Source organism: Halomonas sp. AOP27-A1-41, assembly GCF_052378605.1.
In the GTDB taxonomy this organism is placed as follows: Bacteria; Pseudomonadota; Gammaproteobacteria; order Pseudomonadales; family Halomonadaceae; genus Vreelandella; species Vreelandella citrativorans.
Map to the genome: position 1 here is coordinate 42,526 of NZ_JBQSXT010000016.1, position 14,579 is coordinate 57,104.

The window sequence follows — 14,579 nt, forward strand, 5'->3', positions numbered from 1 at the left end:
TTGATCAGCTGTCCTTCACGAAAAGGTAGCCTTTGCTGCGCACTGTCTTGATTCGATGAGGCTGGTTGGGGTCATCGCCCACCTTGGGGCGAATACGCGATACGCGTACATCGATAGAACGATCCTGACCATCGTACTTAATGCCACGTAACTCATTGAAGATCTCTTCACGGGTCAATACCCGGCCCGCATTGCGGGCAAGTAACCACAACAGGTCGAACTCGGCGCTGGTTAAATCAATACGTTCACCGGCAAGCCACGCTTCTCGGGTCGCATTATCAATTTCCAAATTTTCAAACCGTAGGCGCATTTCGCCATTGGGCGCAGGGCCATCTGCACGCCGTAACAAGGCACGCATACGGGCGAGCAACACACGAGGCTGCACCGGTTTGGGCACATAGTCATCTGCCCCCATTTCCAACCCAAGGATTTGGTCCACGTCGTCAGTACGTGCCGTCAACATCATGATGGGGCCCGCAAAATTGGGCCGCACTCGGCGACAAATCGACAAACCATCCTCGCCGGGCAACATCAAATCCAAAATGACCAAGTCAGGCTGTAGCGTAAGAATGCGGTCCATCCCTTTCACCCCATCGGCCTCTAGCGTGACCTGGAAACCGTTGGCTTCCAGATAGTCGCGAGTCAGCTCAGCCAAGCGCTGATCATCCTCTATGATCAGAATATGATCCTGAACGGGATAGTCAGGCATAACGGTTTCTTGTGACCCAAGCGCCTGAAATTTCTGTTCCAAGTGATTATCCATCTTATCCTTCACTCCGCTTAGGCAGTTAGTCATTCATGTCGTCAGTCGTTCTCAAAAGGTAGCCGGTTACCTGTTCACAGGATACCTCAAAACCCAGCAAACACTTCTTCTGAGCAGTAGCCGCTTTTCTCTACTCGCCGTCGCACACCGCTTGATTCTTCCAAAACAGAGGACTAATGTAGACAGCGGACTGTCGACAATCTGGCTGGAGGAGTAAGCCATGAAAGATGGTAAAGCTAAAAGTGTTATCAAGCGTGTTTATGTTCCTACTCAAGTGCGCGATTTACCCAATGGGGAAAGAGTAACCATCCCTGGCCACTATAAAGCGCCGCCCAGTAATGGAAACAGTGCGTAATGGTACATACTTATAGAAAAGGCAGGCGCGATGCCTGCCTTTTTTAAAGCCGATATTTGCAGCGCCACCGCTAACCGGCAGCGCAGCCTTTAGCCCGCCTGGCTATCCTTTGGGCCCTAATAGTAGCCATGCAATCAGGCCTACCAGTGGGAAGATCAGCAGCGCTAATATCCACAGCACTTTAGCCAGACCGCCTGCTGAACTTTTAGCAACTTTGACAATGGCCCAAATAATAATAATGAGCCAAATCAGACCGAGTAATCCACCGACTTCAATACCCATAGCCACTCCTTGCCTATTTGTTTCCGTGGGCTTTTAGCTAAGCACACCAATACACTATTCACAAGTATCGCTTATGCATCGGGTAGGCTCAGAACCATTTCGCCACTGCGTATTTCAATATTCAGCAGATGCAAAAAACTCATCCCCAGCAGCACGACATGGTTCTCCATGCCGGGGCTGATGGAGCCTTGTACATTGCGGATATTGATCCCCCCCAGCGTTACTTCATCAAGCTGAGTAAGGTTTCCTTGTACGCGACCGTTGGCCGTATTAAACCAGGCGCTGCGCCCACGTTCGAGCCCCAACCGATTGGCCAGCTCATCTGAAACGGCCACATAGGTAGCGCCGGTATCCAGTAAAAACGTCACCGGCTCACCATTAATTTCGCCCGGTGCTTCAAAGTGCCCCGAACGGTTACGCTGTAAAGTAACGGGGCCGCCGTCAGTCGCAGTCTGCACGATATGGGCATTAGGGTTCAGTATTTTTTCCATCCCCCCATCCAGCCACCAGGTACCCAAGCCGATTAACAGTACCCAGAAAAGCAGCATCATCACGATGCTGCCACGCTGTGCTGTCTGCATTATGTGCTCCCCGTTTGCGGTATATTAAGCGCTCTGCCACGCGATGGCGGCATCACGCCCTCGTCGCTCATTAACGTTTGCACAAATCAGCATTGCGATAACAAACAGGCCTGCACATAAAAGGATAGACGCTTGTAGGCCAACCATCGTTTGCAGTACACCCAGCATCACGATGCCCATCACGCCTGCCAATTTATTCGCCAGACCCCAAAAGCCAAAAAATTCAGCCGATTTTTCAAGCGGTGAAAACACACCTACCAAGGCGCGGCTTGCCGACTGACTAGACCCTAAACTGAGCCCCGCCAGGCAACCAACCGCTAGAAAGACATGCTGTGCCTGCCACTGCCAACCAAAACGCACATTGGCCCAAGCGGTTATTTCGGGCGTTGCCCAAATGGCAATAATCGCAATCACCCACAGGCCAAGCGTTATTTGATAGGTGTGTTTCGCGCCTAACCGATCCTGAAGCCAGCCAAACCCGAGCGCTCCGGCCGCCGCGGTTATCTGAACGATAATAAACATGATATTACGTACGCTTTCATCCCAGCCAATCACCTGGGCGCCATAGATAAACGCAAACGCAATAATGATGTAGACCCCCGCCATGGAAAACAGCAGCGAGACCAGGAACACACTCAAGTCTTTGAAATAGCGCAACTCATGCAGGGTTGAACGTACGCGCTGTTGAGCAATATCCCAATACGCCACCCCAGAAGGTTTGGGCGTGCCGCGCTCTTTAAGCCACAGGAAGGTGGGAATAGCGGTAATCAAGAAAAAACCGGCCGCGAAGGGCCCCACCCAGCGGATACGCTCATAGTTTTCAACGGTTGCCTCCCCCAGTACGACGAGGGTAAAGCCCGCCGCAAACAGTCCGCCAATATACCCAAGCGACCAGCCAAACCCGGAAATCTTGCCAAGCTTTTCAGGCGGCCCAAGCTCCGGTAGAAAGGCCGCAATAAAGGACTCCCCCATGGAGTAGGCGTAATTGGACAGCACAATCAGGACAAGCCCCAGCACGACATAGCCGGGAGATACAAAGTAAAGCATCGCGGTGGTGACGACCGTGGCCAGATAGCTAAAAAACAGAAAGCGTTTTTTCTCGGCCCGATAATCCATAATCGCACCGCAAAGTGGGGCCGTTACGACCACCATTAAATAGCTGACCGCTAGCGCCAAGCTCCATAGAAAGTTGGCCAGCCGAAAACCATCGCCTCGATCCCCTACAATCACGGTGGTAAACAACTCACCAAACACCACCGTAATGATCAGCAAGGTGTACGCCTGATTAGCGAAATCAAACATGGCCCAGCCGAATATTTCGCGGCGTGAAGCGTAGGAAGAAGCAGCCTTGGCAGCATCATTTAGCAACATCGGGAGTCTCTCTTTAGGGGCAGTGGCAAGCCTGCACATTAGCGCCTGTAAGGTATGACAAAACGCTTAAAGCTTACTGTATAAGCAAACGCCCGGCTTATCGCCGGGCGCTTTGACTGCATTTCAATCAGGACTGCGTTACACCAGGTTGGCCTACAAAAGCCAATGTGCCAGGACAGCCGACAGACCAATCACCAGTGCCGTTACAACGGCGACCGTAACGACGCGGTCCAGCCAGCGATCCAACCAACGCTCAAGCGCCTGCCCCTTGGGCTGGCGTCGTGTTGCACCGTGGCGTCCTCGCCGAGCCATCAGCATCCTCGCTCCATGTGTTTGCTCCTGAAGACCTGATTAAGTTCACCTAGCTATTAATACGCCGATTGATAACATTCGGTGCACGGCGTAAGCGCTCCTCTTCGCCCATCTGCTCAGCTTCAAAGGCATCGGCGCCAACAGGCGTTTCACCGTGGCGACGATAAAGCTGGGTCAACATAGCCTTACGGTCTGCGCGTAGCTCACGTACCAGCACAATGACCATCATATACAGAATAAAGGTAAACGGTAGTGCCGACAGCACCGCTGCTGACTGAAGCCCGGAAAGGCCTCCCGCCACAATCAACGTTAAACAAATTGCCGCAATCAGCACCCCCCAGATAATACGTTTATAAAGCGGGGGATTAATAGAGCCGTTGTCGGTCATCTGCGCCACGATATAAGAAGCAGAGTCGGCCGATGTTACCAAAAAGATAAAGATGAGCATCATGGCAACAACAGAAAGTACGTTAGAGAACGGCATCAGCTCGAACATTTTAAACAGCGCCACGGTGATATTTTCCTGAGTGGCGGCCGCTAAGCCTACATTTGTGCCGTTAAGCTCCATGTTTAGCGCTGCTCCCCCAAATACGCCAATCCAGAGACAAGCCAACAGCGGCGGAACCAGCAATACACCAAACACATACTCTTTAATCGTACGGCCACGGGACACGCGCGCAATAAACGTACCTACAAACGGTGACCATGCAATGACCCAGGCCCAATAGAAAATCGTCCAGCTACTGGCCCACTCATTATCACTATACGGGGAGATACGTAGGCTCATCCCAATAAAGTTCTGAAGGTAGTCACCAATGCCTAGCGTAATCGTTTCAAGGATCGCAATGGTCGGGCCGGTCACCAACACATACACCATTAGCCCGATGCACAGCACCATGTTCAGGTTTGAAAGGCGCTTAATACCTTTATCAAGCCCGGACCAGGTCGACGCCATATAGGCGCAGAACATCACCAACAGAATAATAAACTGCCAAAACCCATTTTCAGGCAGGCCAAAAACAGCGTTCAAGCCGCCGTTCATCTGTAATACCCCAAGCCCTAGCGAGGTAGCCACCCCCATCACGGTCGCGACAACCGCAAACACATCAAGCCACGAGGCATACGGGCGAAGCCGTGGCCTTTTAGCGGTAACGGATGAGAGCACCGATGACACAAGCCCTGCCTGACCTTTACGGAACTGAAAATAGGCAATGATCAGGCCCACCACCGAAAAGGCCGCCCATTGATGAATACCCCAGTTGAAGTAGCTGTATTGAATGGCATAGCGGGCGGCGGCTTCTGTTTCGGCGGGCACATCGCCGTAGGGCGGCTCAATATAGTGCGACATGGGTTCGGCCATGCCATAAAACACAAGCCCTACGCCAAACCCGGCCGCCAGCAGCATGCTTATCCATGAGAAAAAAGTGTAGTTGGGCGTACTGTCCTGAGGCCCTAAACGTACCTTGCCATACTTGCTAAAGGCCAGTGAAAACAGGAACACAACAAACCCAAATACAGAGAACAGATAAAACCAACCAAAAAGCCGTGTTACCGATGCGAGAGCCGACTCGGCTGCACTTCCGAACCCTTCGGGAAAGGCTGCGCCCACTACTACCAAGCTGAAAATGATGACAGCCGATGCAATAAACACCGACTTTCCTCCATGATTTGCCATACAACCACCTTGTTAGATAAGCAATTGAATGAAAGAAACTATACATAGACGTTGTAACCCTAGCGGGTTAACGATGTTTATGTACAGTCTTCGTTTATTCATGAAGGACATGCGCATTTAACGCCGTTATCTAAATGGGCAAGCAATTGTTTTCATTCATCTTCTTTAGTGCGCTCACTGCACCAAAACAGAACAACAAATGTCCCCTTTTAGCCAAGTCGCATTATTTCGGCGCTAGCGATCCTATCCAACAGGGTCTTCTATCGCGTGTTAATGGATACCGGTCGCCAACGCTATTTTGTTGCGTATCGGCAATGATGTGATTATTGGCGGCGCCATTACTCTTAATGTAGCAAGATATAGGCCAGCCTTCAGTGAACTTGGCTAACGAACTATGTTCCAATAAGGCACACGACGATGGAGGCTTTTATGCCACAGATGAATCGCGATCAACGTAACGCTGCTTGGCAAGCTGCTCAACAATGGCGTACACGCGCAGCGCAGTCGCAGCCCGGCGGGCTAATGGGTAGCTTAAAATTGCTGCTAACGTGGCTGGCGTTTGGCGTGCTAATGGTGGTTGGCGTCATACTAGGCCTGTTCTTTCTTTTAATAGGCTGGGCCATGATGCCTTTTGTACGCCATAAAATGAAAAAGCGGATGGAGCAAATGCGCGCCGAGCAAGCTCAGGATATTGGCGGCGGTTACGCAGAGCCTCATACGCGGTCACGTCAGCAGGATGTTCTGGAAGGAAGTTATGAGGTAAAAACACACGAAGATAACAAGGCAACGCCGCGTGATTAACGGCGCTAATCATCGGCATGAGGCTTCCCAAAGCAATCAGGAAGCCTTTATGACGGCTCCGCTGTTCTGAATAGCGGCGTTTGACTGAAAGACGCAAAGCTAATTGCCCAGAACAAATGACCCTAGCCCCACCAACCCAAGCCTGGTTTAGGGTTCAAGAAAGCGCTGCCAAAGGGCTTCGACGGCAGCGCGATGCTCCTTAAAGTCATCGACCTCACCAATGAGTTTCTCGCCCGTTAGTGCTGCGCGGTGTGTTCTGCTGCGGTAGGCCAGATAAGCTTCTTTTAACTGCTCAGCCTCCTCTGAAGGTAAGTGCCCACTCTCGGCAAGCATCTCTAAAATACGCATATTATCGCTGTAGGTAGCCAGCGAGGGTGTTTGGTGAGCCAGCGCTAACACCGCGTACTGACAGAGAAATTCAATGTCCACCATGCCACCAGCATCGTGCTTTAAGTTAAAGCGCGGTTCCTGGGTTTTACTGCCCAAGTGGTCACGCATTTTGTGGCGCATGTTGACTACATCATCACGCAGGGCGTGTTTATCACGTTGCCTGCCCAGGATGTCTCCACGAATCTGGTTAAACCGTTCGGCAAGCGCACTGCTTCCGGCGACGACCCGTGCGCGCACTAGCGCCTGATGCTCCCAGGTCCAGGCATTTTGCTGTTGATAGTCGGCAAAGGCATCAAGCGAGGTCACCAATAGCCCCGCATTGCCTGAGGGGCGCAAGCGCATATCGACGTCGTACAAGCTGCCTGCGGGCGTCACCGCGGTTAGCAGGTGGATAATGCGTTGACCCAAACGGGTAAAAAACAGCGGCGTATCAATGGGTCGATGACCGTCGGTAGCCCCTTTACCGTCGCTATCATGCAGAAAAACCAGATCAAGATCAGAGCCATAACCCAGCTCGATACCGCCCAACTTTCCATAGCCAATAATCAGAAAAGCCGGTTCATGGTCGTTAAGCCCCTTGGGCACTCCGTGCTTACGGGTCACATGTTTCCAGGCCATCGCCAAAACGGCGTCCAGAATCACTTCAGCGATATAGGTTAAGTAATCACTTACTTTCATTAAATGCCGTGTACCAGCGACATCAGAGGCGGCAACATGAAGCATTTTGGCATGTTTAAATACCCGCAATGCTTCAAGCTGGGCTTCTTCATCATCTTCAGGCAGCCGGTTTAACGTTTGACGCAACTCATCGGCCAAGCGTGCTTTATCCGCTGGGGTGTAAAGAGTTTCTGGCGTTAACAGCTCATCCAGCAGAATCGGATAGCGAGAAAGGCGCTCGGCAATCCATGGGCTGGCAACGCATAAGCGCATAAGATGCTCAAGCGCCTGAGGATTTTCACGCAGCAGCGCTAAATAGGCGGTTCGCCTTAGTACCGCCTCAATCAAAGGCTGCACGCGGGCAAGCGCGATATCCGGTGTCTCATTTTCAGCCACGGCGGCCAGCAGTAGCGGCATTAGCGCATCAAGACGCTCAAAACCGATTCGCTGCATACTTTGCACCTGGCGCGATTGATAGAAACTCTGCAGACGCTTCAATACCTTATCGGGCTCGGCAAACCCTGCGCTGTGTAAGTAAGCGGTTGCTTCGTCCGCTTCCAGCTCGTTGCGCCAGATCAAACGCCACTGCGCAGGCGCCAAGCAGCTTGCGTCGTTGGTTTCTTCCGCACCCTCCTCGGGGTCAGCAATCACGGCATCAAAATGGCGCCGAACACGCTCTCGAACATCATCAAGCGCCGCCATCAGTAGTGCCCAGTCTTGATAGCCCATGGCAAAAGCAATCCGGGCCTGGTCGGTCTCATCTGTTGGCAGCATTTGCGTCTGGCGATCTTCAAGCGCTTGGATGACGTGCTCCAGGTCGCGCAGAAATGCATAATCAGGCATTAGTTCATCGACCACCGCTTGGGGCAGTAGCCCCAGCTCGGGCAAGCGATTCAAGGCCGTGTTCAACGACGTTACCTGCAGCTCCGTATCCCGCCCGCCACGAATCAGTTGGAACGCCTGCACCACAAATTCCACTTCGCGAATGCCGCCAGGGCCGAGCTTGATATTGCTCTGCATCCCTTTGCGCTTTACTTCACGGTTAATCATGGCTTTTAGCTCGCGCAGCGACTCAATGGCGCCAAAATCCAGGTAACGGCGATATACAAACGGGCGCAGGCCAGCCAATAACTCAACCCCCGCCTCTATATCTCCCGCCACCGGGCGCGCCTTGAGCAGGGCGTAACGCTCCCACTCGCGTCCCTGGTCCTGATAGTAGCTTGAGAGCATGGCAAAACTGCCTACCAGCGGTCCGCCATCGCCTAACGGCCGCAAGCGCATATCCACCCGAAAGACAAAGCCATCTGCGGTCATGGCATCCAGCGCGGCAATCAGCTTTTGGCCCAGCTTGGTAAAGTATTCCTGATGCTCCAGCGGCTTGCGCCCGCCCTGCGTCTCGCCTTTTTCAGGGAAGGCAAAAATCAGGTCGATATCAGAGGAGAGATTCAGTTCGCCTGCGCCCAGCTTCCCCATCCCAAGAACGACCAAGCGCTGGGCAGCGCCATCGGCACGGGGCGCTGGCATACCCCAACGAGGCGCATAAAAACCTTCAAGCCAACGTAAAGCGGCTTCAAGACACAACTCAGCCAGTTGAGAAACCGCGTGAGCGGTATCCCACATGGTATAACCATCAGGCCGATTTAGATCCCGCCAGATGATGCCCACCATTCGTGCACGCCGAAAACGCCGCAACACACGCTGCATGGCCGCTTCATCTTCTGCGCGTTCCAGTGCGTCGTGCAGCCACTGTTGTTGATCATGGCGGGCCGGTGCCGTATCCAATTCGCCGTTGGCTTCAAGCGTTGCAAGCCAGCCCGGGTAGCGGGTGAACGTATCCAGCACAAAGGTAGATACGCTTAGCACCTTGGCCAGCGCCTCGCGGCGTGGTTGAGTAAGCGCTTGCCAACCTTCCGAGGGCAGCGGCTGCTGGGTCAATGAGGCAGTATTATCCGCTTGACCAAGCGCATCGTTCAGCCGCTGGCCCACCTTTTGGCCCTCTTGCTGAAGCACCTCAGGCAGAGTGTTTAAAGGTATAAACGAATTATCCTGTTGCATAGCTACCTCACCGCCAAGCGCTTACACGCTAGCCAAAGATTTTTTGCCAACCCAAGAGCCCCCAGGTAAGCCCAGCCATTATTAACGACAGCATGACGGCGGCGGACCCAATATCCTTGGCCCGCCCGGAAAGTTCGTGATGCTCTGTACCAATGCGGTCGACCACGTTTTCAATCGCACTGTTTAACAGCTCAACAATGAGCACGAGAAACAAGCTGCCCACCAGCAGTAACCAGCTTAGCGAGTCATTACTGATCCACCAGGCAAAAGGCAACAACACGGCGGTAATACACACTTCCTGGCGAAAGGCCGTTTCGTTACGAAAGGCAGCCTTTAATCCTTTCCAGGAGTAGCGTGTTGAGTACACCAAATGGGTTAGACCGGTATGCTCTGGTTTCATGCAAGTCGTCTCACTTTAAGCGTCGAGGAAATTAATTAGCCAGAATCATTGCGTCCAAATCGAGCGACAACGGATCAAGCACCTCAGACCAGCTTATATAAGGAGTGTTACCACTTCCGTTCACCAATACACTAAAAACACCCCAACGCCCGGAGGCCGTACGAAAGTAACCTGCTACAGCGCGTACGGCAAAAGGCTGATTCAGCGTACCGGTTTTGAGCATGACGTTATCTTGAAACGTGGATGAGCCGCGTCGAATAAATCGCATGACGCCGTTGGCAGGCGACTGAAAGGTGGCCACGAAGCTTGGAAACAGCGAACTCTTCAGATACATGTCCTCCAGCATTACATTAACGCCATGAGCCGAGGTACGGTTTTCTGTCGTCAGTCCACTACCGCTATATAAGGTGACAGGACCGTGGCCTGATAAGCTCTCGGCATAAACCTCCAGCGCTGAACCCGCCTGACGCAGCTGGGCTTGCGGCGTTTCCACCAGGTTTAAGGCCAGCACATCAGCCATATAGTTATTGGAGTAGTTCATGGTGCGCAGCAGGAGTTCTTGTAGCGGCTGGCTATCCACCGCCGCCAAGCGCTTCGCACTGGCAAGAGGCTGAGTGGAAGTGACACGCCATGGGTCCCTGACAGCAATGCCCGCCTGGTTTAGCATGCCAAGCAGTATCTGCGCGGTCTCTTCAGCGGCGTCGCCGGCTCCTCGATAAATATCCCGAGCCATGGCGTTGGTCGAAATTTGCCCACTCAGGCGCATTACATCGCCACGCTCATCGGTGACGCGCTCGGCGCTAATTTCGGTTCCGCTATTGGCCGGACGTGTGATGACCTGGTTATCGATATCAATTAATGGTAACTGGCTATCACAAAGCGTGGTACGAGCGGGTTCACCCGCCACTTGAGAAGGGGCTACGTTGACACACCAGCTGCCGAAATTAACCCCCGCGGAGGTAAGCGGCGCGCTATAAGCATTGGTCACACGGGTGCGGGCGTTGCAGCGGTCGTTGGTAGTACAGTCGACAGGGCCAAAACGCCACTGGCTTACGACGAGCGCACCATCCACTTCATTAACACCGGCCATTTGTAAGCGCTGTACCAGGCGCCACAGATTTTCTGTCGTAAGCCCGGGGTCGCCGCCGCCTTCAAACACCAGGTCCCCACGCAAAATGCCGTTATCGATAGCGCCACTGCTTACCAGCTGGCTGGTAAAGCGATGCTGAGGGCCAAAGCGATTTAACAGGGCGGCCGCCATATAGGCCTTGGTAACAGAGGCGGGCGCCATCTGGCGCTCTGGGTTGATGCTTCCCAGCAATTCAGGCGCATCAGTATCAAGCAGACGCGCCTCCGCGCTTATCGAAAACCCCTTATCCTGCAACTGCCCCAAACGGCTAAAATCGGCAAATAGCGCAGGGCTCGCCAGTAGTGAAGCGGCGGCTACCCCGGCGGTCATCGTCACGCGCCACTTGCGCACCGTTGCTTTAAAGAAGTACGTCACTGTTATCGGCCTCAATGTCTATTCATTTTGAAAACACGTGCATCACCACCACACCTACCACTATCAGGGCGATATCCATCCGCGCGGACAGGCCAGGTTTTTCACCTAACACAAACGTTATAAGCGCTCGAGTTGAACCTGTAAGCGCCAAAGCGTTTGGCCGCTTTTATCGTATTTAGCTTCAAAGGGGGTTAAGTACTCACTATCGGGCGTCCATACGCCGATGTCTGCTTGCCTTCCCGTTACTTGCGCGACTGCCAAGGCAAACTCCTCAATATAAAGCGGCCAGTTGGAGCGCACCTCAAGCTGGCCACCAAGTGCCAACAGTGTGGGTAAAACCGGGTGCCCATGCCAGCGCATCTTTAAATGAGCGGCCTTGGGGTACGGATTGGGGTACAACAAATAGTGGCGTTCAGGTTGCCACCGCGCCTGATCCGCCAAGCGCCAAAAGTCAACCAGGTCCGCCCGGACCAGCAACGCATTATCCGGTAGCGCGCCATGATCACGCCCTAGCCTATCTTCACTGCGGTCGACCCCGATCACGGCATGGTCAGGGAACTGTGCAGCCAATTGGCGGGTCGAAATTCCAACACCGCACCCGGCATCGATGATCAGCGGAGCATGACGCGCTTGATACCAGCGGCTAGCCTGCTCAAATGCTTCCAGAGTATGAGCCGCAATAGGTTTACGTAGTGGCGTCGCCAACGCTCGATCGACCCGGCGCGCTAGATCATGGTGAGGGCCTGGCTGATTGGATATAACGGGGCGAGAAGTGTTCTGCATGCCATCCCTCAGACTTAAAAAGAGGTGATTCTATCAGTCTCCTGCGCTTGCAGCATGACGTCATAAGGTGCCCGGTGCTATGATCACGCCCGAGATATTTATTAAGCTCAATGGCCGCGTACTTTTTACCCTGCCATTGGCGATAACTGTTATTAAAAACCACCGCACCACGAGGAACCCGGCTTGTCACACTTACCGGTGATTGTCGGCATGGGCGGCATCAATCCCGCCGGCAGGACCTCAGGCCATCAGGCCTTCCGTCGTACCGTGCTTGATGCCCTTCCCGCTGACCAGCAGCGCCAGACCCTGGAGGGCCTGGCGGCCCTTATGCAGCTTGTCGAGCACTCCGAAAAAGGGTGGCACGATCGCGCAGGCCAGCCCGTAAACTCGCCTGCTCAGTCGTTACGTGATCAGGTGCTTAACCACACATTGGTTCGCCGCAACGAGGACCCCAGGTTCCTGGAGCCGGGGCTGCCTGCCAATCGTCAGGCCAGCCTTCAGTTGAGCGAGCCGCTGCGCTTTACGCTGCGCCGCCGCCAGCTTCCGGAAAATTTACCGGAAAACTGGCAGGTCCGCGAACTGGGCGCCCGTGAAGTAGAGGTCACTGTACCGGCAGGCGTTTTTGAGACGCTGCTGCCCGACGCTCAGCGCCCCAAGGTATGTGCAGCCGCGCAGCTTCCTCACGGTTTTGAACCGGCAAGCCTGTACCGCAGCGTGCATCACCCTCGCGGACTCTCGATGGCGATTTTTGGCGCCAGCGACTGCCTGGGTGCCAGCGGTTTATCCTGGGAGACGCTGCGCCAAACGCTTAATCCTGACCACATCGCAGTTTATGCAGGCAACTCCATTGGTCAGTTGGATGATGCTGGCTGGGGCGGCTTGATGAAGAGCCTGGTGAGCGGTCAACGCGCCACCTCAAAACAGATGCCGTTAGGGTACGGGCAAATGCCCGCCGACTTTTTAAATGCCTATGTGCTGGGTAGCGTTGGCAGTACCGGGGCGGTATTAGGCGCCTGCGCCAGTTTTCTCTATAACCTGCGCTTGGGTACTGAAGATATTCGTTCGGGGCGACGCAGAGTGGTCATGGTAGGCACCGCTGATGCGCCGATCACCCCGGAAATTATTGAAGGCTTTCGCGCGATGGGCGCCCTGGCAGACGACGCTAGCTTAAAAGCGCTGGATGCTCTGGAGCTATTAACAGATGCGGATTACCAGCGCGCCAGCCGACCGTTTGCGCTTAACTGTGGTTTTACCATGGCAGAAGCCAGCCAGTTTATCCTGTTAATGGATGACTCGTTGGCGCTTGAGCTGGGCGCAGACATTCTGGGCTCGGTACCGGATGTCTTTGTCAACGCAGACGGCTTTAAACGCTCGATTTCCGCACCAGGTATTGGCAATTACATTACCCTGGGCAAGGCCGCATCGCTGGTGCGTGACCTGTTAGGCGAAAAAGCACTAAGAGAGCGCAGTTTTCTGCATGCCCACGGCACCAGCACGCCGAAAAACCGCACGACTGAGTCCCATGTGCTGGATGAAATTGCCCGTGCGAATGGCATTACCGACTGGCCAGTCGTCGCCATCAAGTCATTTATTGGCCACTCCCAAGGCTCGGCAGCGGGCGACCAGCTGGTAAGCGCGCTCGGCAGTTTTGCCCATGACATATTGCCCGGCATCCCCACGCTTAATGAAGTGGCTGACGATGTCTACGCCGACCGGCTGCGTTTTTTCCAACCCCCTATCGCCTTTAAGGCAGATGCTGCCTTTATTAATGCCAAGGGCTTTGGCGGCAATAACGCCACCGGCGTGGTGCTTTCACCCGATGTTACTGAGCGCCTGTTGCTCCAGCGCCATGGCGCCGATGCCATCAATGCTTGGAAAACGCGTCGTGAAACCGTACGCGCCCAGGCAGATGCCTATCTGGCTCAAGCGGATAGAGGCCACTATGCGCCGCGCTATCAGTTTGGCGAAGAGGTGCTGGAAGGGCCGGAGCTGGATATTCACGCTGACCGCATTCATATTCCAGGCTATGCCCAGGCGGTATCACTTACCAGTGATAACCCCTTTGGTAGCATCAACGAGGAGCCCTCGGAATGAACACGCCACGCGTCAATATTGCCGTGTACCCTGGCACTTTTGATCCGATTACCAACGGTCACATGGACCTTATAGCGCGTGGCGCGAGGATGTTCGAGAAGGTCATCATTGCCGTAGCAGCCAGCCCCGGCAAGCGGCCAAGCCTTGATTTAGAAGCCCGCATGTCCTTGGCTAAAGACGTCTGTGCGTCGCTTTCCAACGTTGAAGTAGTGGGTTTTTCCAATCTGCTGACGACCTTTATGCACGAGCAAGGCGCCACCATCATTTTACGTGGTCTGCGTGGCGCATCCGATTTTGAGTACGAACTTCAGCTTGCCAACATGAATCGCGCTCAAAACCCGGAGCTGGAAAGCGTTTTTCTAACGCCTGGCGTAGAAAACTCGTATATTTCCTCCACGATTGTGCGTGAAATTGCCAAATTGGGCGGCGATATTTCACCACTGGTACCTTCCCAGGTCGCAGAAGCCTTGCGTAAGCACTACACTACGTAACCACTAACATTGTTGAGTAAAACACTCGGGTATTTCTTGCCGCTATTCCCGGGTGTGCCAGCCAT

At 53.9% G+C, this 14,579-nt stretch carries 14 protein-coding genes; 4 read left to right on the plus strand and 10 right to left on the minus strand.

Annotation, left to right across the window (positions count from 1 at the left end):
• Positions 1–4 precede the first annotated feature (4 nt).
• A complete protein-coding gene (locus tag ACT3TC_RS11620) occupies positions 5–763 on the minus strand; it encodes a winged helix-turn-helix domain-containing protein (protein WP_319941254.1) in 759 nt (252 codons plus the stop codon).
• Positions 764–983: 220 nt separating this feature from the next.
• On the opposite strand from ACT3TC_RS11620, the gene ACT3TC_RS11625 reads away from it, so the two are divergent.
• Complete coding sequence (locus ACT3TC_RS11625) at positions 984–1,118, plus strand: hypothetical protein (protein ID WP_254908543.1); 135 nt, start codon at positions 984–986, stop codon at positions 1,116–1,118.
• Between the two features lie 102 nt (positions 1,119–1,220).
• Here the strand turns inward: ACT3TC_RS11625 and ACT3TC_RS11630 are convergent, their stop codons facing one another.
• The 5 genes from ACT3TC_RS11630 to ACT3TC_RS11650 form a co-directional block, all read right to left on the minus strand.
• Positions 1,221–1,400 carry a PLDc N-terminal domain-containing protein gene (locus tag ACT3TC_RS11630; RefSeq protein WP_172117375.1) on the minus strand — a complete coding sequence of 60 codons (180 nt, stop codon included), beginning with the start codon at positions 1,398–1,400 and terminating at the stop codon, positions 1,221–1,223.
• A 71-nt stretch (positions 1,401–1,471) separates the two neighbouring features.
• The gene (locus tag ACT3TC_RS11635) at positions 1,472–1,981 is read right to left on the minus strand and encodes a retropepsin-like aspartic protease family protein (RefSeq protein ID WP_172117374.1); all 510 of its coding nucleotides are present in this window, start codon (positions 1,979–1,981) and stop codon (positions 1,472–1,474) included.
• 24 nt (positions 1,982–2,005) lie between these two features.
• The gene (locus ACT3TC_RS11640; protein ID WP_444640178.1) at positions 2,006–3,352 is read right to left on the minus strand and encodes an MFS transporter; all 1,347 of its coding nucleotides are present in this window, start codon (positions 3,350–3,352) and stop codon (positions 2,006–2,008) included.
• A 153-nt stretch (positions 3,353–3,505) separates the two neighbouring features.
• A complete protein-coding gene (locus ACT3TC_RS11645) occupies positions 3,506–3,664 on the minus strand; it encodes a hypothetical protein (protein ID WP_193056840.1) in 159 nt (52 codons plus the stop codon).
• 49 nt (positions 3,665–3,713) lie between these two features.
• A complete protein-coding gene (locus tag ACT3TC_RS11650) occupies positions 3,714–5,339 on the minus strand; it encodes a BCCT family transporter (RefSeq protein ID WP_444640179.1) in 1,626 nt (541 codons plus the stop codon).
• A 429-nt stretch (positions 5,340–5,768) separates the two neighbouring features.
• Here ACT3TC_RS11650 and ACT3TC_RS11655 point away from each other — a divergent pair, with 429 nt between their 5' ends.
• Positions 5,769–6,140 carry a hypothetical protein gene (locus tag ACT3TC_RS11655; RefSeq protein WP_193056837.1) on the plus strand — a complete coding sequence of 124 codons (372 nt, stop codon included), beginning with the start codon at positions 5,769–5,771 and terminating at the stop codon, positions 6,138–6,140.
• Between the two features lie 147 nt (positions 6,141–6,287).
• Here the strand turns inward: ACT3TC_RS11655 and glnE are convergent, their stop codons facing one another.
• From glnE to trmB, 4 genes are all read right to left on the minus strand, one after another.
• A complete protein-coding gene (gene glnE, locus ACT3TC_RS11660) occupies positions 6,288–9,242 on the minus strand; it encodes a bifunctional [glutamate--ammonia ligase]-adenylyl-L-tyrosine phosphorylase/[glutamate--ammonia-ligase] adenylyltransferase (protein WP_444640180.1) in 2,955 nt (984 codons plus the stop codon).
• 28 nt (positions 9,243–9,270) lie between these two features.
• Entirely contained in the window at positions 9,271–9,642 is a 372-nt protein-coding gene (locus ACT3TC_RS11665) for a diacylglycerol kinase (protein ID WP_193053309.1), read from the minus strand.
• Positions 9,643–9,673: 31 nt separating this feature from the next.
• Entirely contained in the window at positions 9,674–11,101 is a 1,428-nt protein-coding gene (dacB, locus tag ACT3TC_RS11670; protein ID WP_444640204.1) for a D-alanyl-D-alanine carboxypeptidase/D-alanyl-D-alanine endopeptidase, read from the minus strand.
• A gap of 162 nt (positions 11,102–11,263) precedes the next feature.
• Positions 11,264–11,929, minus strand: coding sequence for a tRNA (guanine(46)-N(7))-methyltransferase TrmB (gene trmB / locus ACT3TC_RS11675; RefSeq protein WP_444640181.1), 666 nt, complete (start codon positions 11,927–11,929; stop codon positions 11,264–11,266).
• 210 nt (positions 11,930–12,139) lie between these two features.
• Between trmB and ACT3TC_RS11680 the strand changes: the two genes are divergently transcribed.
• Positions 12,140–14,023: a beta-ketoacyl synthase gene (locus ACT3TC_RS11680; protein ID WP_444640205.1), complete on the plus strand. Its 1,884-nt coding sequence runs from the start codon at positions 12,140–12,142 to the stop codon at positions 14,021–14,023.
• Positions 14,020–14,514 carry a pantetheine-phosphate adenylyltransferase gene (coaD, locus tag ACT3TC_RS11685; RefSeq protein WP_193053311.1) on the plus strand — a complete coding sequence of 165 codons (495 nt, stop codon included), beginning with the start codon at positions 14,020–14,022 and terminating at the stop codon, positions 14,512–14,514. Before ACT3TC_RS11680 ends, coaD begins: the two co-directional genes overlap by 4 nt.
• Positions 14,515–14,579 lie beyond the last annotated feature (65 nt).